Source organism: Gordonia alkaliphila, from assembly GCF_023017165.1.
GTDB classification, from domain to species: Bacteria; Actinomycetota; Actinomycetes; order Mycobacteriales; family Mycobacteriaceae; genus Gordonia; species Gordonia alkaliphila.
Genome location: NZ_JALKBW010000001.1, coordinates 3,094,275 through 3,119,805 on the forward strand (window position 1 = coordinate 3,094,275; position 25,531 = coordinate 3,119,805).

A 25,531-nucleotide genomic window follows, 5' to 3' on the forward strand; every position below is an offset into this window, starting at 1 on the left:
GGAAGACGGAAACGCCGCGGACTTCGAGAGGAAGTCCGCGGCGTTTCCGGCGTAGCTGTTCAGGCGTGGGTGTCGACCACGTCGGTCGGCTGGTTGTGCAGCTCGTGCACCGACCAATCCTCGTCGGGCTCGTTCTTGCGCTGATCGCGACGCACGATCCAGCGGCCCACGCTGACGCCGAAGAAGGCGGGCACGTACACCAGCAGCGTGATGAACGAGGTACCGGCGATCATCTCGATCCAGAACGAGGCCTGGCCGATGCCGTCGAGCCAGAAGGTGCCCAGCAGCCAGCAGACGAAGCAGGCCACCAGACCGGCGAAGAAACCGGCCTTGAGCCACCGCATGGTGAGATCGTCGTAGTCGTCGGGGTCCGGATGGGCCCGCGCATCGCGAATGCCGTCGTACCCGCCCCAGATGATCGCGACCAGGACGACGGCGATGATGGCGATCCACCGTGAGATGGGCGACTGGACGGGCCAGGCGATGATGGCGAAGCCGAGGGCTACTCGGGCGATGATCTGAACGATCGACATGACGATGCCGCGCAGAAGCCAGGATTGCATGGGGTCAACATACCGGCCTGAGATGTGTACAACAATCTCCGGTATGCGTGTTGCACCCGATACCGTTCCCGATCACCCCGCCCGACGAGCCGCCGTGGCGGCCGCCCTGGCCGCCCACGGCGCCGATGCCGTGGTGGTCAGCGACCTGACCAACGTCCGCTATCTCACCGGCTTCACCGGAAGCAACGCTGCGGTGCTGATCTGGCGCGACGATCCGTCGCGCGACCGCATCGCCACCGACGGCCGGTACACCGCGCAGGTGGCTGAACAGAGTCCGGAGCTGGACGCGGTGCTCGCCCGCGACACCATCGGTGCGCTGGTCGAACGCGCCGGGGCCGCGGGCACGGCGGTGCGCGTGGCCTTCGAAGCCGATGCGGTGACGGTCGGTGACTTCGGCGAACTGTGCACGGCCGTCGAGTCGTCGCCGGTGGAGCTGGTTCCGGTCCGCGGACTGGTGCAGGCGCTACGCGAGGTCAAGGACGCGGGGGAGACAGCGCTGGTCGAGGCAGCCTGCCGAATCGGCGACGAGGCGCTGGCCGCGCTGCTGGAACGGGGCGCGGTGGCGCCCGGCCGCACCGAACGCGAGGTGGCGCGCGACCTCGAATGGGAGATGTATGCGCGGGGCGCGGCGGCGATCGCGTTCGAGACCATCGTGGCCGCCGGCCCGAACTCCGCGGTTCCGCACCACCGTCCGACGTCGGACGTCCTGGCGACCGGCGACTTCGTCAAGATCGACTTCGGTGCCGTGGTCGACGGCTACCACTCGGACATGACGCGCACCGTGGTGCTCGGCGAGCCCGCACCGTGGCAGCGGGAGATCTACGAGATCGTGCGCCAGGCGCAGGCCGCCGGTCGGGCGGCCCTGGTGCCCGGGGCCGCGCTGGCCGAGATCGACGCCGCCGCCCGGCAGGTGATCGCCGCCTCCGGATACGGCGAGCAGTACGTGCACGGCCTCGGGCACGGCGTCGGACTCGAGATCCACGAAGCGCCGGGGATCGGGACCGCGGCGCGCGGTACACTGCGTGACGGTGCGATCGTCACCGTGGAGCCGGGCATCTATCTGCCTGGCCGCGGTGGGGTCCGCATCGAAGACACGCTCGTTGTCTCCGATGCCGGGCCGCGGTCGCTGACGAACGCCCCCCGGGCGTTGCTGATCCTGTAGCGGATTTCAAAGGAGACTTCCCATGGCGACTACCGCCGACTTCAAGAACGGCCTCGTGCTCAAGATCGACAATCAGCTGTGGCAGATCGTCGAGTTCCAGCACGTGAAGCCGGGCAAGGGCCCCGCCTTCGTGCGTACCAAGATCAAGAACGTGGTCTCGGGCAAGAACGTCGACAAGACCTTCAACGCCGGCGTCAAGGTGGAGACGGCCAACGTCGACCGTCGCGACATGACCTTCCTGTACAACGACGGCTCCGACTTCGTGTTCATGGACGCCGACACGTTCGACCAGGTCGCGATCACCCCGGAGGTGATGGGCGACGGCTCCCGTTTCCTGCTGGAGAACATGTCCGTGCAGGTCGCGACCCACGAGGACGTGCCGCTGTTCGTCGAGCTCCCGGTGACCGTCGAGCTCCTGGTCACGCAGACCGATCCGGGCCTGCAGGGCGACCGCTCCACCGGCGGCACCAAGCCGGCCGTTCTGGAGACCGGCGCCGAGGTCGCGGTGCCGCTGTTCATCAACACCGGCGACAAGCTGAAGATCGACTCGCGCGACGGGAATTACCTCGGCCGTGTCAACAGCTGATCGCGCGGGAGAGCCGCGCGGCCGGCACCGCCAACGCCGTCGCGCCGTGGATCTGCTCTTCGAAGCCGAAGCCAAGGGCGTGCCGGCCACCGACCTGATCGCGCAGCGTCGCGAGGTCTTCGCCACCGACGACAGCGTCGGCGAGATGACCGGCTACGCGGTGCGTGCGGTGGAGGGCGTGGTGGCCGACTCCGGTCAGGTGGACGCCATCATCTCCTCGCACCTCGAGAACTGGTCGTTCGACCGCCTGCCGGCCGTCGATCGCGCGATTCTGCGTCTGGGTACGTGGGAACTGCTGTACGCGCCCGACGTCGACATCAAAGTGGTCCTCGACGAAGCTGTGAAGCTCGCCACGGAGCTGTCCACCGACGACTCTCCGGCCTTTGTGAACGGGGTTTTGGACCGCATTTCGGCGTTGGCCCCCCACGTGCGCGCGGCGGGCTCGTCGGAGTAGAGTTCTCACCGGCACATCCTTTAACGATCCGTCCCGTGAGGCGGAGAAGGAGGTCGGTGTGACGACTCGCACCCGCACCTTGTTGAACGCGTCGGAAGTCGGTCGGACGGTGGCCCGCATGGCCCACCAGGTGATCGAAAAGACGGCGCTCGACGGCGACCACCCGCAACCGGTGGTCCTGATCGGCATTCCGACCCGCGGTACCACGCTCGCGCAGCGGCTGGCCGCGAAGATCGAGGAATTCACCGGCGTGCAGGTGCCCACCGGCTACCTCGACATCACGCTCTATCGCGACGATCTGCGCGACAAGCCCCACCGCCCCCTGGAACGCACCCTGGTGCCGACCGGGGGCGTGGACGGCGCCCTGGTGATCCTCGTCGACGACGTCCTCTTCTCCGGCCGCACCGTCCGGGCCGCCCTCGACGCGCTGCGCGACCTGGGCCGCCCGGCCGCCGTCCAGCTCGCGGTCCTCGTCGACCGCGGTCACCGCGAGCTCCCGCTGCGCGCCGACTACGTGGGCAAGAACATCCCCACCGCGCGCGACGAGGACGTCGACGTGCACCTGGCCGAACACGACGGCGTCGACGAGGTCGTCGTGCGCACCACGGTGGAGGCGGCACAGTGAAGCATCTCCTCGGCACCGAAGGCCTGAGCCGCGACGACGCCGTCGAACTGCTCGACGAGGCCGCCCGCTTCGAACAGGCCCTGGCCGGTCGCGAAGTCCGCAAGCTGCCCACGCTGCGCGGCCGCACCGTGATGACGGTCTTCTACGAGAACTCCACCCGCACCCGCGTCTCCTTCGAGGTGGCCGGCAAGTGGATGAGTGCCGACGTGATCAACGTCAGCGCCTCCTCGTCGTCGGTCAGCAAGGGGGAGTCGCTGCGCGACACCGCCAAGACCCTGCGGGCCGCCGGCGCCGACGCCCTGATCGTGCGCCACCCGGCTTCCGGGGCGGCGGCGCAGATCGCGCGCTGGACCAACGACGGCTCCGACCTGCCCGACCTGGCGCCCGGCCAGGAACGGCCGCTCACCACCGGCCCGTCGGTGATCAACGCCGGCGACGGCACGCACGAACATCCCACCCAGGCGCTGCTCGACGCCTACACGCTGCGGTCCAAGTTCGGCTCGCTCGACGGCCGCCGGATCACCCTCGTTGGCGACGTCCTGCACTCCCGGGTGGCCCGCTCCAACGCGCACCTGCTCTCCACGCTGGGCGCCGAGGTGACGCTGGTGGCGCCGCCCACGCTGCTGCCCACCGGGGTGCAGACGTGGCCGGTGCGGGTCAGCACCGAACTCGACGCCGAACTGCCCGGCAGCGACGCGGTCATGATGCTGCGCGTGCAGGCCGAGCGCATGAACGGCGGCTTCTTCCCGAGTTCCCGCGAATACTCGGTCCGCTACGGCCTCAACGACGCCCGGCGCGCACTACTGCCGGAGGACGCGCTGATCCTGCACCCCGGCCCCATGCTGCGCGGCATGGAGATCGGCTTCGATGTGGCCGACGCCCCGCAGTCGGTGGTCCTGCAGCAGGTCCGCGCCGGCGTGCACGTCCGCATGGCCGTGCTGTTCCGGCTACTCGCCAGCGGCGGCGCCGAGGCGCCCGCCCACCATCAGTCGACAGGAGCGCAACAGTGACGGTCTCAGGTTCCATCCTGCTCACCGATGTCCGGCCGTACGGCGAAGGCGACCCGGTGGACGTCGCCGTCACCGACGGCGTCATCACCGCGATCGGGACCGGTCTGCCGGCCCCGGAGGGGGCTCGCACCGTCGACGGCCGCGGCGGCGTGCTGCTGCCCGGCTTCGTCGACCTGCACACCCACGTCCGCGAACCCGGCCGCGAAGACACCGAGACCATCGCGACCGGTTCGGCGGCCGCGGCCCGCGGCGGCTACACCGCGATCTTCGCGATGGCCAACACCAGTCCGGTGGCCGACAACGCGGCCATCACCGACCTCGTCTGGCGGATCGGCCAGGAGGTGGGTCTGGTCGACGTGCACCCGGTCGGTGCGGTCACCGTCGGACTGGAAGGCCGCCAACTCGCCGAGATGGGCATGATGGCCGACGGCGCCGCCAAGGTGAAGCTGTTCAGCGACGACGGCAAGTGCGTGCACGACCCAGTGCTGATGAAGCGCGCCCTGGAGTACAGCTCCGGCCTGGGCGTGCTGATCTCCCAGCACAGCGAGGATCCGCGGCTCACCGAGGGCGCCGTGGCGCACGACGGCCCGACCGCCGCCCGCCTGGGCCTGGCCGGTTGGCCGCGCGCCGCCGAAGAGTCGATCGTGGCGCGCGATGCGCTGCTCGCCCGCGACGCCGGCGCCCGCGTGCACGTGGCGCACGCCTCCACCGAGGGCACCGTGTCGCTGCTGCGCTGGGCGCGCGAGCAGGGCATCGCCATCACCGCCGAGGTGACCCCGCACCACCTGCTGCTCGACGACTCCCGGCTGGAGACGTACGACGGCGTGAACCGCGTCAACCCGCCGCTGCGTGAGGACCGCGACAAGCTGGCCCTGCGCGCGGCCCTGGCCGAGGGCGTCATCGACTGCGTCGCCACCGACCATGCGCCGCACGCCGCGCAGGAGAAGTGCTGCGAGTTCTCCCAGGCCAAGCCCGGCATGCTGGGCTTGGAGACGGCGCTGTCGGTGGTGGTGGAGACCATGGTCCGCCCGGGTCTGCTCGACTGGCGCGGGGTGGCCCGCGTGATGAGCGAACGTCCGGCGCAGATCGTCGGACTCGACGACCAGGGTCGGCCGATCGCCGTCGGCGAGCCCGGCAACCTCACCGTCGTCGATCCCGACGCCGAATGGACGGTCGAGCCGGACGAGCTGGCCAGCAAGTCCCGCAACACCCCGTACGCGGCGATGACCCTGCCCGGTCGCGTGGCGCTGACGGTGCTGCGCGGCACGGTGACCGCCGAATGAGCCCGTGGTTGGTCGACGTCCTGATCGTGGGCGGCGTGGCGCTGTTCTGGCTGTTCCTGATCTGGCTGGGACTGCGCGGCTGGCGCAAGCGCGGCCGCGCCCAGGCGGACCAGCTGGGGGAGCTGCCCGTGGTGCCGGACGAGCTCGGCGAGGTCCTCGACGGACCGGACACCGGCCTGTACGTCGGCAGCACCCTGGCGCCGACCTGGGCCACCCGCGTGGCGGTGAAGGACTTCGGCGACCGCGCGCTGGTCCACTACTCGCGCTACGCGGAGGGCATTCTGCTCGACCGCACCGGCGCGTCGCCGATCTGGATCCCGACCGAGGCGATCACCGCCGTCCGCACCGAGAGCGGCCTGGCCGGAAAGGTGATGAGCCGCGACGGCCTGCTGGCCATCCGCTGGCGACTGCCGTCCGGGGTGGAAGTGGACTCCGGCATCCGCGGCGACGACAAGTCCGTCTACCCGGCCTGGACCACGGCCTACGCGGACATCACCGAACGCACACGCACCGAACTTGACGCCGCTGACGCGGTAGGCACCGAGACGAAGAGGAAGAAAGCATGAGTAAAGCGGTATTGGTGCTGGAGAACGGCAACATTCACACCGGGCGCAGTTTCGGCGCCGAAGGCGTCACCCTGGGAGAAGCGGTCTTCTGCACCGCGATGACCGGTTACCAGGAGATGCTGACCGACCCGAGCTACCACAAGCAGATCGTGATCTCCACGGCCCCGCAGATCGGCAACACCGGCTGGAACACCGAGGACGGCGAGAGCCTGCTCGGCAAGCGTTCGCAGGTGCGCTGGTCGGCGGATTTCATCGACCACAAGGACCCGGGCAAGATCTGGGTGGCCGGCTACGCCGTACGTAACCCCACGGTGCGCGTGTCCAACTGGCGCGCCACCTCCAGCCTCGAGGACGAACTGATCGCCCAGGGCGTCGTCGGTATCGGCGGGATCGACACCCGCGCGGTGGTCCGCCAACTGCGCGAGGTCGGCGCCATGCGCGCCGGCATCTTCTCCGGCGCGGCCGTCACCACCGCCGAGGACATGCTGGCCCAGGTACGGGCGCAGAGCCCGATGGCCGGCGCCGACCTGGCCGCCGAGGTCAGCACCGAGGACTCGTATGTGGTCGAGGCCGCAGGCGAGCCCAAGTTCCGCGTCGCCGCCCTGGACCTGGGGATCAAGGCCAACACCCCGCGCATGCTCGCCGCACGCGGCGTGGAGGTGCACATCCTGCCCTCCGACGCGACGATCGACGACGTGCTCGCCATCGAACCGGACGGCTTCTTCCTGTCCAACGGCCCGGGCGACCCCGCCACCGCCGACGGCGCCGTCGCACTGACCCGCGCGGTCCTGAAGGCCGGACTGCCGACCTTCGGTATCTGCTTCGGCAACCAGATCCTCGGCCGCGCGCTCGGCCTGAAGACCTACAAGCTCAAGTTCGGCCACCGCGGCATCAACATCCCGGTGCTCGACGTCGCCACCGGCGCGGTGGCGATCACCTCGCAGAACCACGGTTTCGCGCTCGAAGGCGAGGCCGGTGACGAGTTCGACACCGACTTCGGCCGCGGCCGCGTGAGCCACGTCTGCGCCAACGACGGCGTGGTGGAGGGCATCGAGCTGATCGACGGCTCCGCCTTCTCCGTCCAGTACCACCCCGAAGCCGCGTCCGGGCCGCACGACGCAGCCAACCTCTTCGACAAGTTCGTCGCCGCCATGGAAGGGACCAAGTCCTAATGCCACGCCGTACTGATCTCTCCCACGTCCTGGTCATCGGCTCGGGCCCCATCGTCATCGGTCAGGCCTGCGAGTTCGACTACTCGGGCACCCAGGCCTGCCGCGTGCTCAAGGCCGAAGGCCTGCGCGTCTCGCTGGTCAACTCCAACCCGGCCACGATCATGACCGACCCGGAGTTCGCCGACGCCACCTACGTCGAGCCGATCACCCCCGAGTTCGTCGAGAAGGTCTTCGAGACCGAAGCCGCCGCCGGCCATCCGGTCGACGCCGTGCTGGCCACCCTCGGCGGCCAGACCGCGCTGAACACCGCGGTGGCCCTGCACGAGCAGGGGATCCTCGCCAAGCACGGCATCGAGCTCATCGGTGCCGACATCGACGCCATCCAGCGCGGCGAAGACCGCCAGATGTTCAAGGACATCGTCACCAAGATCGGTGGCGAAAGCGCCCGCTCGGCCGTCTGCCACACCATGGACGAGGTCCGTGCGACCGTCGCCGAACTCGGCTACCCGGTGGTGGTGCGCCCGTCGTTCACCATGGGCGGGCTCGGCTCGGGCATGGCCTACGACGAGGACGACCTCAACCGGATCGCCGGCGGCGGTCTGGCCGCGTCGCCCACCGCGAACGTCCTCATCGAGGAATCCATCCTCGGGTGGAAGGAGTTCGAACTCGAGCTCATGCGCGACAACCGCGACAACGTCATCGTGATCTGCTCCATCGAGAACGTCGACCCGGTGGGCGTGCACACCGGCGACTCGATCACCGTCGCCCCGGCGATGACCCTGACCGACCGCGAGTACCAGCTCATGCGGGACCAGTCGATCGCCATCATCCGCGAGGTGGGCGTCGACACCGGCGGCTGCAACATCCAGTTCGCCCAGGATCCGCGCGACGGTCGCCTCGTGGTGATCGAGATGAATCCGCGCGTCTCGCGGTCGTCGGCGCTGGCCTCGAAGGCCACCGGCTACCCGATCGCGAAGATGGCCGCGAAGCTGGCCATCGGCTACTCGCTCGACGAGATCACCAACGACATCACCAAGGCCACCCCGGCCGCGTTCGAGCCGTCGATCGACTACGTGGTGGTCAAGGCCCCGCGGTTCGCGTTCGAGAAGTTCCCGGGCGCCGACGACACCCTCACCACCACGATGAAGTCGGTGGGCGAGGCGATGAGCCTGGGCCGCAGCTTCACCGAGGCCTTCGGCAAGGTGATGCGGTCGCTGGAGACCAAGGCCGCCGGGTTCTGGACAGAACCCGACCGTCCCGACCCGGCGACGATCGACCTGCCGGCGCTGCTCGCCGACATCGCCGTCCCGCGCGACGGCCGGATGTACAAGATCATGCAGGCCATGGAGGCCGGCGCGACCATCGAGCAGCTGTACGAGGCCACCGCCATCGACCCGTGGTTCCTGGCCGAGATCGCCTTCATCGGCGAGATGGGCGCGCGCGTGCGCGACGCCGACGTGCTCGACGAGGACCTGCTGCGCGAGGCCAAGTCGACCGGTCTGTCCGACCGGCAGATCGCGGCGCTGCGCAGTGCGCGCGGCGACGACGCCCTGGGCACCGAGGCCGCGGTCCGCGCCCACCGTCACGGGCTGGGCGTGCGCCCGGTGTACAAGACCGTCGACACCTGCGCGGCGGAGTTCGAGGCGAAGACGCCGTACCACTACTCCAGCTACGAGCTCGATCCCGCGGCCACCTCGGAGATCGCGCCGCAGCCCGATCGCCCCAAGGTGATCATCCTGGGCTCCGGTCCCAACCGGATCGGTCAGGGCATCGAGTTCGACTACTCGTGCGTGCACGCGGCGCTGACGTTGAGCGAAGCCGGCTACGAGACGGTCATGGTCAACTGCAACCCGGAGACGGTGTCCACCGACTACGACACCGCCGACCGCCTGTACTTCGAGCCGCTGACCCTCGAGGACGTCCTCGAGGTGATCCACGCCGAGTCCGAGTCCGGCACCGTGCGCGGCGTGATCGTACAGCTCGGCGGCCAGACGCCGCTCGGGCTGGCGGCGCACCTGGAAGCCGAGGGCGTGCCGATCGTCGGCACCAGCCCCGCGGCCATCGACCTGGCCGAGGACCGCGGCGAGTTCGGCAAGGTGCTCACCGAAGCCGGCCTGCCCGCGCCGAAGTTCGGCACCGCCACCACCTTCGAGCAGGCCCGCGACATCGGCGCCGAGATCGGCTACCCGGTGCTGGTGCGCCCGTCGTACGTGCTCGGCGGCCGCGGCATGGAGATCGTCTACGACGAGCAGGGCCTGGCCGACTACATCTCCCGCGCCACCGAGATCTCCGACGACCGTCCGGTGCTGGTGGACCGCTTCCTCGAGGACGCGGTGGAGATCGACGTCGACGCGCTCTACGACGGCACCGAGATCTACCTCGGCGGCGTGATGGAGCACATCGAGGAGGCCGGTATCCACTCCGGCGACTCGGCCTGCGCGCTGCCGCCGATCACCCTGGGCGCCGAGGAGATCGCGGCGGTGCGTCGCTCCACCGAGGCCCTCGCCAAGGGCATCGGCGTGCGCGGCCTGCTGAACGTCCAGTACGCGCTCAAGGACGGCGTGCTGTACGTGCTCGAAGCCAACCCGCGCGCCAGCCGGACCGCGCCGTTCGTGTCCAAGGCCACGGCGGTGCCGCTGGCCAAGGCGTGCGCGCGCGTCATGCTCGGCATGTCCATCGCCGAACTCCGCAGCCAGGGGATCCTCCCGCCGTCCGGTGACGGCAGCGTGATCCCGGTGAACTCGCCGGTGGCGGTCAAGGAAGCGGTGCTGCCGTTCAACCGGTTCCGCACCCCCGAGGGCGCCGCCATCGACACGCTGCTGAGCCCGGAGATGAAGTCCACCGGCGAGGTGATGGGCTTCGACCGCGACTTCGGTCGCGCCTTCGCCAAGGCCCAGGCCGGCGCGTCGAACGCCCTGCCGACGAGCGGCGCGGTCTTCGTCTCGGTGGCGAACCGGGACAAGGCGTCCATCGCCTTCCCGACCAAGCGGCTGGCCGATCTCGGCTTCACCATCCTCGCCACCTCCGGCACCGCGGATGTATTGCGGCGCAACGGCATCGAGGTCACCGAGGTGCGCAAGCACTTCGAGGCCGGCACCGATGAGGAGTCGGTGGTCGACATGATCCGGGACGGGCGCGTCGACCTGATCATCAACACCCCGGCGGGCAGTTCCGGTCCGCGTGCGGACGGCTACGAGATCCGCGCGGTGGCGATCACCGCCGGTATCCCGTGCGTCACCACCGTGCCCGGAGCGGGCGCCGCGGTGCAGGGTATCGAAGCGGCGCTGGGCGCCACGATGGGCGTCGAGTCCCTGCAGCGTCGGCACGCGGCACTGCAGCGGACGCAGGCGTGAGCACCGGCTTCGCCGACCGCTACCGCGCGGCGGTGACCGCCCGCGGTCGCCTCTGCGCCGGTATCGATCCGCATGCCGCGCTGCTGGAGCAGTGGGGACTGCCGGTGTCGGTCGACGGTCTGCGCGCCTTCGCCGAGGCCGCCGTGGCGGGGCTGGGCCCCACCGCGGCGGTCATCAAGCCGCAGGTGGCGTTCTTCGAAGCCTTCGGCTCGGCCGGCTTGGCCGTGTTGGAGGAGACCATCGCCGGGTGCACGGCGGCCGGCGCGCTGGTGCTGGCCGACGCCAAACGCGGCGACATCGGATCGACGATGGCGGCCTACACCACCGCCTGGCTCGACGACGCCTCACCGCTGTGCTCGGACGCCGTGACCGTCTCGCCCTACCTCGGTTTCGGCGCCTTGACTCCGGCCGTGGAGCAGTCGCGCGCCACCGATCGCGGGGTCTTCGTGCTGGCCCGCACGTCCAACCCGGACGGGCAGGCGCTGCAGACCGCGGTCACCGCGGACGAAGCGACCGTGGCCCAGTCGATCGTCGACGCCGCCGCCGCGGTCAACGCCGACGGCTCGGCGACCGTGGGCCTGGTGGTCGGCGCGACCCGCGAGCACGGCCTGGACCTGCGCGATCTCGCCGGACCGATCCTGTCGCCCGGGCTGGGTGCGCAGGGCGCCACGGCGGCAGATCTGGCCGCGATCTTCGGCGACACCGCCGATCTGACGTGGCTGCTGCCGGCCGCCTCGCGCAGCATTCTGGGTGCGGGCCCCGATCCCGTGGCCCTGGCCGCGGCCACGGCCGCCACCCGTGACGAGATCGAAGCCGCGCTGGGTTAGGGGAGACCCCCGCGAGGGAGCTACAGGCGTTCCGCGTCCAGCCGGGCGCGGAACGCCGCGATCGCCGGCCAGGTCTGGGCGGCCGCGGCCGCACCCGTCAGCAGCCCGAGGTGGCTGGTCTCAACCGTGTGGAACTCCACATGAGCCGATTCGGTGAAGAGTTGCTCACCGTGCCGTACCGCCGCATGACTGGCGATCGCGTCGCGGTGCGAGCCCACCAGGAAGATCGGCGCGGTGATCGACGTCAGATCCACCACCGTGTCGTCGAACTCGAGGCGCCCGCGGCTCAGCTCGTCGCGCACGATGAAGTTCACCAGCATCTGCTGTGCCACCTTGCCCGGATAGCCGGGCAGCGACCGCTGGAACCGGTCGATCACCTGCATGCGCGCCAGCGCCTCCGGGTCGTCGAGGTTCTTCAGGATGTACCAGGGCTTCTTCAGTTCGCGTTCCCACGCGAAACCGCGGTACACGGCGCGCACGATGGGCGCGGGAATGCCCGCCAGGGCCCGCAGCGCGTACGTGGCCGGGCGGCCGCCGGTGGGCGCCAGCAGCGACCGCACCAGCGGATACGGCGGCAGCAGCATGTAGTTCAGGGGAGTGCCGACGGTGATCACCGACCGGATCGGCAGACTCTTGTCGTGCGCGGCCGTCATCAGACTGACCGTGCCGCCCAGGCTCCAGGCCATCAGGTCCACGGCGTCGCCGCCGGACGCGAAATCGTCGATCGTCTCGCCGATCGCGCGCGGTACGAACGTGTCGAAATAGTCCTCGAAACCCAGGTGTCGTTCGGCGCGCGTCACGTCACCGAAGTCCACCACGTAGACCACGGTGCCGGTGGACAGCAGGAACTCGACGACCGAATTGCCCGGTGTCACGCCGGGCGCCAAGTCATAGCAGCGCGCCGGCACCGCCAGCGGCGGCACCAGCAGCACCGGCACGGCGCCGGCCTCGCGTGCGGCGTTCAGCTGCTGGTCAGAGCCGTATCGGAGCAGTCGGGCATGCGGGTGATCGGCGATGACCACCGCGGTGGAGGCGGTGCGCGGGGCGATGTCGTCGCGGAGCACCCGCGCGAGTGTGGCCAGGTCGGACGCGAGCATGGTGCACGAGGCTACTCGGCGGGCGGTTCGTTCGACGCGCCCGGGGCGGTAGTCGCCGAGAACGCCGCGACGGGGTACCGTCGCTCCTGGTCATGACGCGAATGGATACACTCGTCGTGAAGTACCGCCGGTCCGCCGGGCCGCGGTGCACAGCCACCCGGCGCTCGTATAGCGTCGGTGGACCACACCGAACCAAGACCAACGAAAGGCGGAGGAACCGTGGCTCTTCCCCAGTTGACAGACGAGCAGCGTGCGGCCGCACTGCAGAAGGCAGCCGAGGCACGTCGCGTCCGCGCCGAGCTCAAGGAGCGCCTCAAGCGCGGCGGCACCGACCTCAAGCAGGTCCTGGCCGACGCCGAGGAGAACGAGATCCTGGGCAAGATGAAGGTCTCCGCTCTGCTGGAGGCGCTGCCCAAGGTGGGCAAGGTCAAGGCGCAGGAGATCATGACCGAGCTGGAGATCGCTCCGACTCGTCGTCTGCGTGGCCTGGGCGACCGTCAGCGCAAGGCTCTGCTCGAGAAGTTCAGCTCCTGAGCGTGCCCGCTGAGCAATCCGCACAGGATTCCCCGTCGAGGGGCCGACTGGTTGTACTGGTCGGCCCCTCGGCTGTTGGGAAGTCGACCGTGGTGGCCCGCCTCCGCGAACTGCTCCCGGAGCTGGTCTTCTCGGTGTCGGCGACGACCCGCGATCCGCGGCCCGGCGAAGTGGACGGTCGCGACTACTACTTCGTGGCCCGCCCGGCCTTCGACGCGATGATCGAGAACGACGAGCTGCTCGAATGGGCCGACATCCACGGGGGTCTGCAGCGTTCGGGTACCCCGGCCGCGCCGGTGCGCGCCGCCCTGGAACACGGTGACCCCGTGCTGGTAGAAGTCGACCTCGTCGGCTCCCGCCTGGTCCGGCAGCAGATGCCCGAAGCGATCATGGTGTTCCTGGCGCCCCCGAGCTGGGAGGAGCTGGAACGCCGCCTGCTGGGCCGCGGGACGGAAAGCCCGGAGGCCCGTGCGCGCCGACTGGAGACGGCCCGCGTCGAGATGGACGCCATCGGCGAATTCGGACACGTCGTCGTGAACGACGATGTCGACGCTTCGGCCCGCCAGTTGCTAAACTTGCTGATCGGCCCCGCTGCGGGCCGTACATAACGAACGTTGGAGAGACAAGCGTGAGCACCGAAACCGAGATCGACGTCGATCTCGTCGAAGAAACCGTCTACGACACCCCGCAGGGCATCACCGATCCGCCCATCGACGAACTGCTCGACCGTGCGTCGTCCAAGTACGCGCTGGCCATCTACGCCGCCAAGCGTGCCCGCCAGATCAACGACTACTACAACCAGCTGGCCGAGGGCCTGATGGAGTACGTCGGACCGCTGGTGGAGCCGGGCGTGCACGAGAAGCCGCTGTCGATCGCGCTGCGCGAGATCCACGCGGACCTGCTCGAGCACACCGAAGGCGAGTAGTCCTCGTTGCACGTCATCGTCGGAGTCGGCGGCGGCATCGCGGCCTACAAAGTGTGTTCGGTCATTCGGCATTTCACCGAAGCCGGCCACGATGTACGCGTGATGCCGACCCGTTCGGCCTTGAACTTCGTCGGCGCCGCCACCTTCGAGGCGCTGTCGGGTAATCCCGTCACCACCGAGGTCTTCGACGACGTCGACGAGGTGGCGCACGTGGCCCTCGGTCGGCAGGCCGACCTGGTGGTGATCGCCCCGGCGACCGCCGACCTGATGGCCCGCGCGGCCGCCGGTCGCGCCGACGATCTGCTCACCGCCTCGCTGCTGACCGCGCGGTGCCCGGTGATGTTCGTGCCCGCCATGCATACCGAGATGTGGGAGCACCCCGCGACCGTCGCCAACGTCGCGACGTTGCGTGCCCACGGCTCGACGGTCCTCACCCCGGCGTCGGGTCGGTTGACCGGCGCCGACACCGGTGCGGGCCGCCTGCCCGAGCCGACCGAGATCGGTCTGCTCGGCGACCTGCTGCTGACCCGCCCCGACGCCCTGCCCTACGACCTGTCCGGGGTGCGCGTCCTGATCAGCGCCGGCGGCACCCGCGAGGCGCTGGATCCGGTCCGCTACCTGGGCAATCACAGTTCCGGCAAGCAGGGCTACGCCCTCGCCCGGGTCGCCGCCCAGCGCGGCGCCACCGTCACGCTGGTCTCCGGTGCCGTCAGCGAACCCGGCGCTCCCGCGGCGCTCGATATCGTGCACGTCGACTCGGCGGTGGAGCTCAGCAGCGAGATGAACGCTCGCGCCGCCGACTCCGACGTGATCATCATGGCCGCTGCCGTGGCGGACTTCCGCCCCGTCGGCGTGGCCGGCGCCAAGATCAAGAAGGGCGCCGAAGGTCCGGCGCCCATCGCACTGACCACCAACCCGGACATCCTCGCGGGACTGGTGCGCTCGCGTACTGCGGCGCAGATCCCGTCGTCGACGGTCATCGTCGGATTCGCGGCCGAGACCGGCGACGCCGACGGCGGCGTTCTCGATCACGGCCGGGCCAAACTGCGCCGCAAGGGGTGCGACGTCCTCGTGGTGAACGCGGTCGGCGACGGCCGCGCCTTCGGCACCGCCGACAACTCCGGATGGCTGTTGCGCGCGGATGGTACCGAAACTGGATTGCCTTATGGCTCAAAGACATTGATGGCGAGCAGAATCCTTGACGAAGTCGCCGCTCTCGTGCCAGATAGGTAGTGTTCGGCTGTTTCCGCCGCGCTCCACCCCGTACTTTTCCGCTTTTTTCTTTATTCCGAGAGGAACCGATGACTGCGTCAGCGTCCCGCCTGTTCACCAGCGAGTCCGTCACCGAAGGGCATCCGGACAAGATCTGTGATGCGATCAGCGACGCCATCCTGGACGCGCTGCTCGAGCAGGATCCGAACGCCAAGGTGGCCGTGGAGACCCTGGTCACCACCGGTCAGGTGCACGTGGCCGGCGAGGTGAACACCACCGCCTACGCCGACATCCCCACCATCGTTCGCGAGAAGATTCTGGAGATCGGCTACGACTCGTCGACCAAGGGCTTCGACGGCGCCTCGTGCGGCGTGAACGTGGCCATCGGTGCGCAGTCGCCGGAGATCGCGCAGGGTCTGACCGACTCGCACGAGAAGCAGACCGGCACCCACGCCGACGAGCTGGACCTGCAGGGCGCCGGCGACCAGGGCCTGATGTTCGGGTACGCGACCGCCGAGACCCCGGAACTGATGCCGCTGCCGATCGCGCTGGCGCACCGCCTGTCGCGTCGTCTCACCGAGGTCCGCAAGACCGGCCTGCTGCCGTACCTGCGCCCGGACGGCAAGACGCAGGTCACCATCGAGTACGCCGACGACGTCCCGGTCCGCCTGGACACCGTGGTGCTCTCCACCCAGCACGCCGCCGACATCGACATCGCCGGCATGCTGACCCCGGACATCGCCAAGCACGTGCTGGAGCCGGTCTTCGCCGAGCTGGATCTGCCGACCCCGCTGGACACCGCCAACCCGCGCCTGCTGGTGAACCCGACCGGCAGCTTCGTGCTGGGCGGCCCGATGGGCGACGCCGGTCTGACCGGCCGCAAGATCATCGTCGACACCTACGGCGGCATGGCCCGCCACGGCGGCGGCGCCTTCTCCGGCAAGGATCCCTCGAAGGTGGACCGCAGCGCTGCCTACGCGATGCGTTGGGTCGCCAAGAACGCGGTCGCCGCGGGCCTGGCCAAGCGCATCGAGGTGCAGGTGGCCTACGCCATCGGCAAGGCCGCTCCGGTGGGGCTGTTCGTGGAGACCTTCGGTACCGAGAACGTCGACCCGGGCACCATCGCGAAGGCGATCTCCGAGGTCTTCGACCTGCGTCCGGCCGCCATCGTGCGCGACCTGGACCTGCTGCGTCCGATCTACGCGCCGACCGCGGCCTACGGGCACTTCGGCCGGACCGACGTCGAACTGCCGTGGGAGCAGACCAACCGCGTCGCCGAGCTGCGCGCGGCCGCAGGCATCGCCTGACCCTTTCGGGGAGCAAGGCGTGAGCACCAATCAGCGCCTGCCCGCAACCGAGCATCCGGTGGCCCGCGTGCTGCCGATGCTCGGTTTGGCGCATCTGGACCGCCCGTTCGACTACCTCGTCGATCAGGCGATGGACGCCGACGCCCAGCCGGGCACTCGCGTGCGGATCCGGTTCGCGGGACGGCTGGTCGACGGCTACCTCCTGGAGCGGCGCGCGAGCAGCGATCACGGCGGCAAGCTCGCCTGGCTGGAGCGGGTCGTGTCGCCCGAGCAGGTGCTCACCCCGGAGTTGGTCGAACTCACCCATGCGGTGGCCGAGCGGTATGCGGGCACCACGCCCGACGTGGTGCGGCTGGCGGTGCCACCGCGCCACGCTCGCGTAGAGAAGGCCGAGCCCGTGCCGCCGCCGGCCACCGAGCCCGTCGAAGCCGAGCTGAGCGGGTGGACCGCCTACGACGGCGGCGGCGACTTCCTGACCGCGCTGCGCGACGGGCTGCACCCGCGCGTGGCGTGGCAGGCGCGCCCCGGCGAGGACGTCGCGACCCGACTGGCGGAACTGGCCACCGTGGTGGCCGCGACCGGGCGGGGCGTGGTGATCGTGGTGCCCGACCAGCGCGATCTGGACCGGCTCGAACACGCCTGCGCGGAGCTGCTCGGCGACTGGTGCGTCACCCTGGCCGCCGGGCTGGGGCCCACCGCCCGCTACCGCCGCTGGCTGCGCGTGCTGCGCGGCTCGGCGCGCGTGGTGATCGGGACGCGCAGCGCCGTCTTCGCCCCGGTCCGGAATCTCGGGCTCACGGTGATCTTCGACGACGGCGATCCCAGCCTCGACGAGCCGCGCGCGCCGTACCCGCATCCCCGCGAGGTGGCGGTGCTCCGCGCCCACCAGACCGCGTCGGCACTCGTGATCGGCGGCTTCGCGCGGACCGCCGAAGCCCAGGCCCTCGTCGAATCCGGCTGGGCGCGCAACCTGGTCGCCGCGCGCGACGTGGTCCGCGGCGACATGCCCCGCATCGAGGGCGTCTCCGACGACGACCGGCGCATCGCCGGCGACCCGCTGGCCCGCTCCGCCCGTATCCCGAACATCGCCTTCGCCGCGGCACGTCGTGCGCTGGCGCAGGACCGGCCGGTGCTGTTCAGCGTGCCGCGGCGCGGCTACCTGCCGTCGGTGGCGTGCGGGCGGTGCCGCGAGGACGCCCGCTGTCGTCGGTGTCACGGTCCGCTGCAGATGAATGAGCGCGGCGACCTGTCGTGCCGCTGGTGCGGTCGCCCGGAGAACCGCTTCGTGTGTCCCAATTGCGGCGGCACCGTGGTCCGGGCCCGGATGGTGGGGGACAAGCGCACCGCCGAGGAACTGGGCCGCGCCTTCGTCGGCGTACCGGTCCTCACCTCGGCCGGCGACAAGATCGTCGACGATGTCCCGGCCGGTGCGCGGGTCGTGGTGGCCACCCCGGGCGCCGCGCCGCGCGCCGAGGGCGGCTACGGCGCGGCGGTGCTGCTGGACACGTGGGCGCAGCTGGACCGGCAGGATCTGCGGGCCGGCGAAGAAGCGGTCCGCGCGTGGATGGCGGTGGCCACGCTGGTGCGGCCGCACACCGACGGCGGACGGGTGGTGATCGTCGCCGATGCCGCGTTGACGCCGGTGCAGGCGCTGGTGCGCTGGGACCCCGTCGGTTTCTCTGGGCACGAGCTCGGCCTGCGGCGGGAGCTGGCCTTCCCGCCCGCGGTGACCATGGCGTCGATCGACGGCCCACCCGCCGCCGTCGCGGCCTTCCTCGGCATGCTGGAACTGCCCGCCGGTGTGCAGCAACTCGGCCCGGTCCCGCTCCCACTCGGGGTGCGTGCACCGGCCGGTCTGGACCCCACCGACGGGATCGAACGGGTGCTGCTGCGCACCGCCCGCGAACACGGCCGGGGGCTGGCGGCGGCGCTGCGGGCGGCCCAGGTGGTGCGGCACGCCCGGCACGAGGACACCGCGGGTATCCGCGTGCAGGTGGACCCGCCTACCATCGGTTGACATGAGAGTGGTGTTTGCCGGGACCCCGCAACCGGCCGTGCCGACGTTGCAGGCGCTGATCGATTCTGACGAGCACCAGGTGGTGGGGGTGATCACCCGCCCGGACACCGTCGCCGGTCGCGGACGCACCGCGGTGCGCTCGCCGATCGGTCGGCTCGCCGACGAGCACGCGCTCGAAGTGCTCACTCCGGCGAAGATGTCCGACCCGGAAGTGACTGAGGCGCTGAACCGGTGGAACGCCGATCTCGGCGTGGTGGTGGCCTACGGTGGCCTCATCCCGCCCGCGGTGCTCGGCGCACTGCCGTACGGGTGGATCAACCTGCACTTCTCGCTGCTGCCCGCGTGGCGCGGTGCCGCGCCGGTACAGGCCGCGTTGGCCGCCGGCGACGAGCTCACCGGCGCGAGTGTCTTCGCGCTGGAAGCCGGACTCGACACCGGCCCGGTGTTCGGGACATTCACCGAACGCATCCAGGATTCGGACACCGCGGGGGAACTGCTCGACCGCCTCGCCGACGTCGGTGCCGTGTTCACCCGCAACGTGGTGGACGGCATCGCCGCCGACGAGCTGTCGCCGGTGCCGCAGGACGCGGACGGCGTGTCGTACGCGCCCAAGATCACCGTCGCCGATGCGCAGGTGCGCTGGAACCTGCCGTCGCACCTGATCAACCGCGCGATCCGCGCGCACACGCCCGCGCCCGGTGCGTGGACGCAGCTCGGCGAGGCCCGCATCAAGCTGGGGCCGGTGCTCGTCGCCGATCACCACGAGCTGGTCAACGGCTCGGTGGCGCCGAAAGACCTTGCGCCGGGCCAGATCTCGGCCGGCAAGAAGGCCGTGTACGTCGGAACCGCTTCGGGCGCAGTACAACTCGGCTGGGTACAACCGCCCGGCAAGAAGCCGCTCGCGGCGGCGGACTGGGCGCGCGGTGCGCGCCTGCAGGGTGAGGAGCACTTCGCATGAGCAACCCCGACCGTAAGTTCCGCAGCAAGGATCTGAGCCCCGAACGGGTCGTGGCCCGCGACGTGCTGCGCGCCGTGCGCGAGCGCGACGCCTACGCGAACCTGTTGCTGCCCAAGCTCCTTCGTGAACGCAAGCTGGACACCCGGGACGCCGCACTGGCCACCGAACTCACCTACGGCACGGCCCGCAGCATGGGCCTGCTCGACCAGGTGATCGCCGCGGCCGCCGGCCGACCGGTCGCCGAGATCGACGGCGACCTGCTCGACGTGCTGCGGCTGGGCACCTATCAGCTGCTGCGCACCCGCATCGGTTCGCACGCCGCGGTCTCCACCTCGGTGGACCTGGTGCGCAGCGAGAAGGGGATGGGGCCGTCCGGCTTCGTCAACGCGGTGCTGCGCAAGGTCTCCCAGCGCGACGAGGCGCACTGGGTGGATCAGATCGCCCCGCCGATCACCGAGGATCTGATCGGGAATCTGGCGACGTCGTACGCGCATCCGCGGTGGATCGCGGAGGTCTTCTTCGAATCACTCGGACGGTCCGCAGGGGAGCTGCAAGCCGCACTCGCCGCCGACGACGAGCGGCCCATCGTGCACCTGGTGGCGCGGCCGGGCCAGATCAGCGCCGAGGAGTTGGCCCTGATCAGCGGCGGCGACGAGGGACGCTACTCGCCGTACTGCGTGTACCTGCCCGAGGGCGACCCGGGCAAGCTCGATGCGGTGCGCGAAGGCTTCGCGGGAGTCCAGGACGAGGGCAGCCAGCTGGTGGCCTTGGCCGTCGACCGCGCCGAGGTGCTCGGCGAGGACACCGGCCGCTGGCTGGACCTGTGCGCCGGCCCGGGCGGCAAGGCCGCACTGCTCGGCTCGCTCGCCGACCTGCAGGGCGCCCACCTGGATGCGGTCGAGGTGTCCGAGCACCGTGCCCAGCTGATCGAGAAGATCGTCGACGGACTGCCCGTGCAGGTGCACGTCGCCGACGGCCGGGACAGTGGTCTGGAGCCGGGCTTCGACCGCGTGCTGGTCGACGCGCCGTGCTCGGGGCTCGGCTCGCTGCGTCGGCGACCGGAGGCCCGCTGGCGGCGGACCCCCGAGGAGGTGCCCGCCCTGGTGCAGCTGCAGACCGAACTGCTGACCGCGGCCCTGGAGCTGGTGCGGCCGGGCGGCGTCGTCGTCTATTCGACGTGCTCGCCGAACCTGGCCGAGACCACCGAGGTGGTGGCTGCGGTGCTGGCCGAGCAGACCGACGTGCAGCAGCTCGACGCGCGCCCGTTCGTCGCCGGTGACGTCTTCGATCCGGAGAGTCTCGGCGCCGGCCCGCACGTGCAGTTGTGGCCGCACCGGCAGGACACCGACGCGATGTTCGTGGCCGCGCTGCGCAAGGACGCGCCGTGAGCCAGTTCGTGCAGTTCTATTTCTCGCTCGGCGACGCGGGCGCCGTGGCTGAGCAGCAGCTCACCGAGGCGGTGCGGCTGGTCCTCAGCGCGGATCCGGACGAGGATCCGGTGGAGGCCGGCCAGCAGGAGGTCGACGCCGAGGCGCTCGTGGAGATCCTGGCGATCGCCCACCAGGGGGCGAGCGACGGCGTGCCGCTGCCGCTCGACGAACGCGCCGCGATCTCGGTGGATCTGGGCCCGGGCGCCACGGTGAGCGCGTTCTCCGACAGTGCGCCGCCGGAATGCCCGCAGTGCCACGAACTGCTGGATCAGTGGGATCCGCACGAGTGGTGGGACGGCGGCGACGAGCCGGTCGAGGAGTGCCCGTCGTGCGGATTCACCGCGCCGATCGGTGACTGGGACATCCGCAACATCGCTTACGCCCGCACCGACTGCGGGTTGGTCCTGGTGGACTGGCCGCCGCTGGAGGAATACGGACCGGAACTGCACGACGCGCTGCTGGCAGTAGTCGGCTCCCGCGCCCGCTACGTCTCCGGCACCGTCTAGTCCACTAGAACGGCGGTTCCCCCATCGCCCGTTTCGCCTCGTAGTCGTCCCAGATGGCGGCTTCCTCGGCGGCCTGCCGTCGTGCCTGGTCGACGGCGCGCTGTTCGTGGTTGGCCTGGCGCTCCGCGCGCCGCCGGGCATGCTTGGCCGCCGTCCGCGTGCGAGCTCGCTGCGGCGAGTCCTCGATGCTGCTCGTCGCGGTCCCGTGCTGACCGAGCTGGTGGCGGCACCGCAGGTCGGCGAGTCGAGGGAACAACCACTGGTTCGGTGCGAGCAGCTCGACGGTGATACCGCCCGGGGTGGTCACCGACGAGTGGTAGCGCCCGTGGTCGTCGATCCAGAGGTCGTCGAGGAAGCCGGTCAGATGGGTTTTCATCAGATGATGGAACCGGCACTTGGGCAATAGATTGCAAACGCAAGTAGGGCCACCTTGCGATGGGCAGATGTTGTCGAACTCGGCGACGTGGTCCAGATCGCACGCGAAAGCGGCCCGTTCGCAGCCGGGGATCGAGCAGGTGCCCCAGAGGAACCGCGCGACGAGGTCGGTGAGCAGGTTCGGGCGATACGGATCGCTCGGGAACGCGGTTTTCGCGATCAGGAAGCGTGGCGGCGGCTCGGTTCCGGCGGCGGATTCGCTTGCGGGAGTGCTGTTTTCGTCGTTTTCCGGGTCGGGGCGTGCGCCATCGGCCCGGCACTCGTCCGGGCTGTCGGGGCGGGGTCCTTTTCGGTGGACCGCCGCCTCGTCGAGATCGTCGTCGTCGTTCGGATCGGCTGCGGGATCGGGTTCGAGGAGATCGTTCAGGTCGTGCTGGTGGATCACGGCGTCCTCGCGCTCGGCGATCTGCCGGACGTGGTCACCGGAGATCGGGCCGTAGCCATCGAGGTAGCCGCACTGATCGCCACCGTCCAACGTGGTGGCGTCACACAAGACGTGCACGACGATCCGTGCAGCACGCGCGTCGAGCTGCACGTCGCTGATCTGTGCGGTGCAGCCGTCGCTGTCGCACCGACAGGTGAATGGGATGCGCTGCAGCAGAGCAATCGCCGCGTCCGAGCGGGCCTGCGACTTAGTCCGTGGATCGTCCGGGCAGAGGCCGGCGATCACCGCGTCGAGCATCTGCCGTACCAAACGCACGTCTTCGGCGGTGGCCGTGATGGAGATCTGCGCCATGCCGCTGTCGAGGGCTTGGAAACCCACGGTGCGGGCGGCTTTGGCGCGGTCGCGGTCGAGCTTCTCGGCGTCTGGGTCGTACTCGGCGACCAGCCTCCGTGCCATGGCGCCGGTCTTGGTGATCGACATCGACGACACCCCACCCCGTAGGCCCATGATCTGCAGGGCGAGGGTCTGGTCGATGAGTGCCATGGTCTCGTCGTCGCGGACGAGTTGGGTCTCGTTGACGATGCGGTGGAACCGGGCCCGATCGATGAGCCCGAGTCGCATCGTCGAGAACACCGCCGGGAGGCGATCGCGGGCGCAGACGGCGTCGTCGAGCAAGGCGTGGGCGAAGTGATCGGTGCTGTCCAGACTCATCTGCAGTTCGAGCGCAGTCTGAGCCTCGAGATCGAGGATCGACCGCTGGGTCACCGCGACGTTCTTACTGACGGCCTGGACGTGGTCGAACATCGAGAGCGCGAACTGGAACAGCAGCCAATCGAGGTAGCAGTGGCCGTTCTTGATCGCGTGGACGGCCTCGGCGAGGTCGCCGGTCGACAGTTCTGCGAGAGAAACGCTGGACGAGGGCATGCCGACGGCAGCCAAGTCCGCCTTCGGCCAGGCGGAAGCAGCGAGCTTCGTCATGCCTACTCACCTCCCCAAGCGAGTCAGCCACACCGATCGTTCTGGTGTACTAACTCCACGTTACGCCGATCTACCTAATAGAACAAGCATTCGAGGCGGTCTATTTCCATGACTTGTCGGCGGATTTTCCAGTGGCTTCTCCGGTGGCCACGAGCGGAGCGGGCGGGCCGTTTCGCGGCGGGGTCGTAGACTCGTCCCCATGTGCCAACGCCCCGCGCCGATGATCGCGCCCTCGATTCTGTCCGCCGACTTCGCGAATCTGGCCGACGAGATCGCCAAGGTCGGTCCGTCCGACGTCGACCCGGGCGTCGACTGGGTGCACGTGGACGTGATGGACAACCACTTCGTGCCCAACCTGACGCTGGGGCTGCCGGTGGTCGAGTCGCTGCTGAAAGCCACCGACATCCCGCTGGACTGCCACCTGATGATCACCGATCCCGGCCGCTGGGCACCCGCCTACGCCGAGGCCGGCGCCTACAACGTCAGCTTCCACGCCGAGGCCACCGACGATCCGATCAGCGTCGCCCGCGACATCCGCGCCGCCGGCGGCAAGGCCGGACTCGGCATCAAGCCGGGCACCGCGCTGGCCCCGTACCTCGACATCCTGTCCGAGTTCGACACCCTGCTGATCATGAGCGTGGAGCCCGGCTTCGGCGGCCAGAAGTTCATGCCCGAGGTGCTCGACAAGGTCCGCGAACTCCGCACGAAGATCGACGCCGAGCAGCTCAAGCTGATCGTCGAGATCGACGGCGGCATCGCCACCGACACCATCGAGCAGGCCGCGGTAGCCGGCGTGGACTGCTTTGTGGCCGGTTCGGCGGTCTACGGCGGCGACGACCCCGCCGCCCGCGTGGCCTCCTTGCGCGCGCTGGCCACCGCCGCACGCTGATGCGGGAGCAGGCGATGGCGACCGCCATCGCCGCCTCGCAGGCGGCGGTCGGCGTCAGTTCGCCCAACCCGCCCGTCGGCGCGGTGATCCTCGACGCCGACGGCGCCGTGGTCGGGGTGGGGCACACCCAGCCGGTCGGCGGACCGCACGCCGAGGTGATGGCGCTGCGCCAGGCCGGCCCGGCCGCCCGCGGCGGGACCGCCGTGGTCACCCTCGAACCGTGCAACCACACCGGGCGCACCGGCCCCTGCGCGCAAGCCCTGCTCGACGCCGGAGTAGCGGAGGTGCGCTACGCCGTGGCCGACCCGAACCCGCAGGCGTCCGGGGGAGCAGCCGCCCTCGCCGCGGCCGGCGTCACCGTCGCCGGCGGTCTCGGCGAGGCCGACGCCCGCCGAGGGCCGTTGCGGCACTGGCTGTTTCGCCAAGAACACGGGCGGCCGTTCGTCACCGCCAAGATCGCGGCGACCCTCGACGGCCGTATCGCGGCGCCCGACCGGACCAGCCAGTGGATCACCGGCCCGCAGTCGCGGGAGCACGCCCATGCCCGCCGCGCCCAGCTCGACGCCATCGTGATCGGCACCGGCACCGCGCTGGCCGACGACCCGTCGCTCACCGCCCGCCGCCCGGACGGCACCCTGCACACGCACCAGCCGACGCGCGTGGTGCTCGGCACCCGGGACCTGCCACCGGACGCACGACTGCGCGACGGCGCGGCACCGCTGGTGCAGGTGCACTCCCACGATCCGCGCGACGTCCTGGCCGCGCTGCCCGACGCGCTCTGGATCCTCGTCGAGGGCGGCCCGGGCATCGTCGGCGCCTTCCTGGCGGCTGGACTCGTCGACGAGGTGCAGGTGTATCTGGCGCCGACCATCCTCGGCGCGGGCTACTCCGCGGTCCACGATGCGACCGTCACGACGCTGTCGCAGGCCCATCACCTGCGTCGAGAGTCGGTCACCGAGCTCGGTGAGGACCTGCTCATCACCCTGTCGCCGCGCTGAAATCGCCGGGGACCGATGCCGCGCCGACACGCCGACACGCCGTCGTGCTAGCGTCGATGATGAGTTCTCGGGGCGGGGTGCAATTCCCCACCGGCGGTAATGGATCGGTACCACACTGATTCGAGCCCGCGAGCGCCCGCGCTGTGCGCGGGGACAGCAGATTCCGGTGTGATCCCGGAGCCGACGGTCATAGTCCGGAAGCGAGAGAACGGCAGTGCGGCGCCCGGTCGTCACTTGTCATCCCCGAGCGCGGACGCCA

At 70.3% G+C, this 25,531-nt stretch carries 24 protein-coding genes and 1 riboswitch; of the genes, 21 read left to right on the top strand and 3 right to left on the bottom strand.

Annotated elements, in window-relative coordinates:
- Positions 1-59: 59 nt before the first annotated feature.
- Entirely contained in the window at positions 60-563 is a 504-nt protein-coding gene (locus MUG78_RS14120; RefSeq protein ID WP_246995804.1) for a B-4DMT family transporter, read from the bottom strand.
- 43 nt (positions 564-606) lie between these two features.
- Between MUG78_RS14120 and MUG78_RS14125 the strand changes: the two genes are divergently transcribed.
- From MUG78_RS14125 to pyrF, 10 genes are read left to right on the top strand one after another with little or no spacing between them, the layout of a single operon-like run.
- On the top strand, positions 607-1,725 hold the full coding sequence (locus tag MUG78_RS14125) for an aminopeptidase P family protein (RefSeq protein WP_246995806.1): 1,119 nt from the start codon (positions 607-609) through the stop codon (positions 1,723-1,725).
- A gap of 22 nt (positions 1,726-1,747) precedes the next feature.
- Positions 1,748-2,311: an elongation factor P gene (efp, locus tag MUG78_RS14130; protein ID WP_246995808.1), complete on the top strand. Its 564-nt coding sequence runs from the start codon at positions 1,748-1,750 to the stop codon at positions 2,309-2,311.
- The gene (nusB, locus tag MUG78_RS14135; RefSeq protein ID WP_246995810.1) at positions 2,298-2,765 is read left to right on the top strand and encodes a transcription antitermination factor NusB; all 468 of its coding nucleotides are present in this window, start codon (positions 2,298-2,300) and stop codon (positions 2,763-2,765) included. Before efp ends, nusB begins: the two co-directional genes overlap by 14 nt.
- A 58-nt stretch (positions 2,766-2,823) precedes the next feature.
- Positions 2,824-3,390 (top strand): bifunctional pyr operon transcriptional regulator/uracil phosphoribosyltransferase PyrR, encoded by a 567-nt coding sequence (gene pyrR / locus MUG78_RS14140; RefSeq protein WP_246995811.1) that lies wholly within the window; start codon positions 2,824-2,826, stop codon positions 3,388-3,390.
- A complete protein-coding gene (locus MUG78_RS14145) occupies positions 3,387-4,400 on the top strand; it encodes an aspartate carbamoyltransferase catalytic subunit (RefSeq protein ID WP_246995813.1) in 1,014 nt (337 codons plus the stop codon). The genes pyrR and MUG78_RS14145 overlap by 4 nt, the downstream gene beginning before the upstream one ends.
- Positions 4,397-5,683 carry a dihydroorotase gene (locus tag MUG78_RS14150; RefSeq protein WP_246995815.1) on the top strand — a complete coding sequence of 429 codons (1,287 nt, stop codon included), beginning with the start codon at positions 4,397-4,399 and terminating at the stop codon, positions 5,681-5,683. The genes MUG78_RS14145 and MUG78_RS14150 overlap by 4 nt, the downstream gene beginning before the upstream one ends.
- Complete coding sequence (locus tag MUG78_RS14155) at positions 5,680-6,249, top strand: PH-like domain-containing protein (protein ID WP_246995817.1); 570 nt, start codon at positions 5,680-5,682, stop codon at positions 6,247-6,249. Before MUG78_RS14150 ends, MUG78_RS14155 begins: the two co-directional genes overlap by 4 nt.
- Positions 6,246-7,421, top strand: a complete 1,176-nt coding sequence (carA, locus tag MUG78_RS14160; RefSeq protein ID WP_246995819.1) for a glutamine-hydrolyzing carbamoyl-phosphate synthase small subunit — start codon at positions 6,246-6,248, stop codon at positions 7,419-7,421. Before MUG78_RS14155 ends, carA begins: the two co-directional genes overlap by 4 nt.
- On the top strand, positions 7,421-10,774 hold the full coding sequence (gene carB / locus MUG78_RS14165; RefSeq protein ID WP_246995821.1) for a carbamoyl-phosphate synthase large subunit: 3,354 nt from the start codon (positions 7,421-7,423) through the stop codon (positions 10,772-10,774). The genes carA and carB overlap by 1 nt, the downstream gene beginning before the upstream one ends.
- Positions 10,771-11,601 (top strand): orotidine-5'-phosphate decarboxylase, encoded by an 831-nt coding sequence (gene pyrF, locus MUG78_RS14170; RefSeq protein WP_246995823.1) that lies wholly within the window; start codon positions 10,771-10,773, stop codon positions 11,599-11,601. Before carB ends, pyrF begins: the two co-directional genes overlap by 4 nt.
- Positions 11,602-11,621: 20 nt before the next feature.
- Here pyrF and MUG78_RS14175 read toward each other — a convergent pair whose 3' ends face one another.
- Complete coding sequence (locus tag MUG78_RS14175) at positions 11,622-12,698, bottom strand: alpha/beta fold hydrolase (RefSeq protein WP_246995825.1); 1,077 nt, start codon at positions 12,696-12,698, stop codon at positions 11,622-11,624.
- Positions 12,699-12,917: 219 nt separating this feature from the next.
- Here MUG78_RS14175 and mihF point away from each other — a divergent pair, with 219 nt between their 5' ends.
- The 9 genes from mihF (at position 12,918) to MUG78_RS14220 (ending at position 21,587) form a co-directional block, all read left to right on the top strand.
- Positions 12,918-13,232: an integration host factor, actinobacterial type gene (mihF, locus tag MUG78_RS14180; RefSeq protein ID WP_005939231.1), complete on the top strand. Its 315-nt coding sequence runs from the start codon at positions 12,918-12,920 to the stop codon at positions 13,230-13,232.
- A gap of 2 nt (positions 13,233-13,234) precedes the next feature.
- Positions 13,235-13,840, top strand: coding sequence for a guanylate kinase (gene gmk / locus MUG78_RS14185; RefSeq protein WP_246995827.1), 606 nt, complete (start codon positions 13,235-13,237; stop codon positions 13,838-13,840).
- A 20-nt stretch (positions 13,841-13,860) separates the two neighbouring features.
- Positions 13,861-14,157: a DNA-directed RNA polymerase subunit omega gene (gene rpoZ / locus MUG78_RS14190; protein WP_246995829.1), complete on the top strand. Its 297-nt coding sequence runs from the start codon at positions 13,861-13,863 to the stop codon at positions 14,155-14,157.
- 6 nt (positions 14,158-14,163) lie between these two features.
- Positions 14,164-15,390: a bifunctional phosphopantothenoylcysteine decarboxylase/phosphopantothenate--cysteine ligase CoaBC gene (gene coaBC, locus MUG78_RS14195; RefSeq protein WP_246995831.1), complete on the top strand. Its 1,227-nt coding sequence runs from the start codon at positions 14,164-14,166 to the stop codon at positions 15,388-15,390.
- A 68-nt stretch (positions 15,391-15,458) separates the two neighbouring features.
- Entirely contained in the window at positions 15,459-16,676 is a 1,218-nt protein-coding gene (metK, locus tag MUG78_RS14200) for a methionine adenosyltransferase (RefSeq protein ID WP_246995833.1), read from the top strand.
- 76 nt (positions 16,677-16,752) lie between these two features.
- Positions 16,753-18,693 (top strand): primosomal protein N', encoded by a 1,941-nt coding sequence (locus MUG78_RS14205; RefSeq protein ID WP_246997069.1) that lies wholly within the window; start codon positions 16,753-16,755, stop codon positions 18,691-18,693.
- A 1-nt stretch (position 18,694) separates the two neighbouring features.
- Positions 18,695-19,651 (top strand): methionyl-tRNA formyltransferase, encoded by a 957-nt coding sequence (fmt, locus tag MUG78_RS14210; protein WP_246995835.1) that lies wholly within the window; start codon positions 18,695-18,697, stop codon positions 19,649-19,651.
- On the top strand, positions 19,648-21,039 hold the full coding sequence (locus tag MUG78_RS14215) for an RsmB/NOP family class I SAM-dependent RNA methyltransferase (RefSeq protein ID WP_246995837.1): 1,392 nt from the start codon (positions 19,648-19,650) through the stop codon (positions 21,037-21,039). Before fmt ends, MUG78_RS14215 begins: the two co-directional genes overlap by 4 nt.
- On the top strand, positions 21,036-21,587 hold the full coding sequence (locus MUG78_RS14220) for a hypothetical protein (RefSeq protein ID WP_246995839.1): 552 nt from the start codon (positions 21,036-21,038) through the stop codon (positions 21,585-21,587). Before MUG78_RS14215 ends, MUG78_RS14220 begins: the two co-directional genes overlap by 4 nt.
- Positions 21,588-21,591: 4 nt before the next feature.
- Here the strand turns inward: MUG78_RS14220 and MUG78_RS14225 are convergent, their stop codons facing one another.
- Positions 21,592-23,385 carry an HNH endonuclease signature motif containing protein gene (locus tag MUG78_RS14225; protein ID WP_246995841.1) on the bottom strand — a complete coding sequence of 598 codons (1,794 nt, stop codon included), beginning with the start codon at positions 23,383-23,385 and terminating at the stop codon, positions 21,592-21,594.
- Positions 23,386-23,584: 199 nt separating this feature from the next.
- Here MUG78_RS14225 and rpe point away from each other — a divergent pair, with 199 nt between their 5' ends.
- Both rpe and ribD read left to right on the top strand, forming a co-directional pair.
- Positions 23,585-24,274: a ribulose-phosphate 3-epimerase gene (gene rpe / locus MUG78_RS14230; RefSeq protein WP_246995843.1), complete on the top strand. Its 690-nt coding sequence runs from the start codon at positions 23,585-23,587 to the stop codon at positions 24,272-24,274.
- Positions 24,275-24,288: 14 nt separating this feature from the next.
- A complete protein-coding gene (ribD, locus tag MUG78_RS14235; protein ID WP_246995845.1) occupies positions 24,289-25,272 on the top strand; it encodes a bifunctional diaminohydroxyphosphoribosylaminopyrimidine deaminase/5-amino-6-(5-phosphoribosylamino)uracil reductase RibD in 984 nt (327 codons plus the stop codon).
- 59 nt (positions 25,273-25,331) lie between these two features.
- Positions 25,332-25,486: riboswitch (FMN riboswitch) on the top strand.
- Positions 25,487-25,531: the final 45 nt, after the last annotated feature.

What these genes read in the sequence shown, in the direction of transcription:
- MUG78_RS14175 (WP_246995825.1), bottom strand. Translation starts at nt 12,698, where the DNA reads ATGCTCGCGTCCGACCTGGCCACACTCGCGCGGGTGCTCCGCGACGAC.
- rpe (WP_246995843.1), top strand. Translation starts at nt 23,585, where the DNA reads ATGTGCCAACGCCCCGCGCCGATGATCGCGCCCTCGATTCTGTCCGCC.
- efp (WP_246995808.1), top strand. Translation starts at nt 1,748, where the DNA reads ATGGCGACTACCGCCGACTTCAAGAACGGCCTCGTGCTCAAGATCGAC.
- carB (WP_246995821.1), top strand. Translation starts at nt 7,421, where the DNA reads ATGCCACGCCGTACTGATCTCTCCCACGTCCTGGTCATCGGCTCGGGC.
- MUG78_RS14155 (WP_246995817.1), top strand. Translation starts at nt 5,680, where the DNA reads ATGAGCCCGTGGTTGGTCGACGTCCTGATCGTGGGCGGCGTGGCGCTG.
- ribD (WP_246995845.1), top strand. Translation starts at nt 24,289, where the DNA reads ATGGCGACCGCCATCGCCGCCTCGCAGGCGGCGGTCGGCGTCAGTTCG.
- MUG78_RS14120 (WP_246995804.1), bottom strand. Translation starts at nt 563, where the DNA reads ATGCAATCCTGGCTTCTGCGCGGCATCGTCATGTCGATCGTTCAGATC.
- MUG78_RS14215 (WP_246995837.1), top strand. Translation starts at nt 19,648, where the DNA reads ATGAGCAACCCCGACCGTAAGTTCCGCAGCAAGGATCTGAGCCCCGAA.
- MUG78_RS14205 (WP_246997069.1), top strand. Translation starts at nt 16,753, where the DNA reads ATGCTCGGTTTGGCGCATCTGGACCGCCCGTTCGACTACCTCGTCGAT.
- fmt (WP_246995835.1), top strand. Translation starts at nt 18,695, where the DNA reads ATGAGAGTGGTGTTTGCCGGGACCCCGCAACCGGCCGTGCCGACGTTG.
- carA (WP_246995819.1), top strand. Translation starts at nt 6,246, where the DNA reads ATGAGTAAAGCGGTATTGGTGCTGGAGAACGGCAACATTCACACCGGG.
- metK (WP_246995833.1), top strand. Translation starts at nt 15,459, where the DNA reads ATGACTGCGTCAGCGTCCCGCCTGTTCACCAGCGAGTCCGTCACCGAA.
- MUG78_RS14125 (WP_246995806.1), top strand. Translation starts at nt 607, where the DNA reads ATGCGTGTTGCACCCGATACCGTTCCCGATCACCCCGCCCGACGAGCC.
- MUG78_RS14225 (WP_246995841.1), bottom strand. Translation starts at nt 23,385, where the DNA reads ATGACGAAGCTCGCTGCTTCCGCCTGGCCGAAGGCGGACTTGGCTGCC.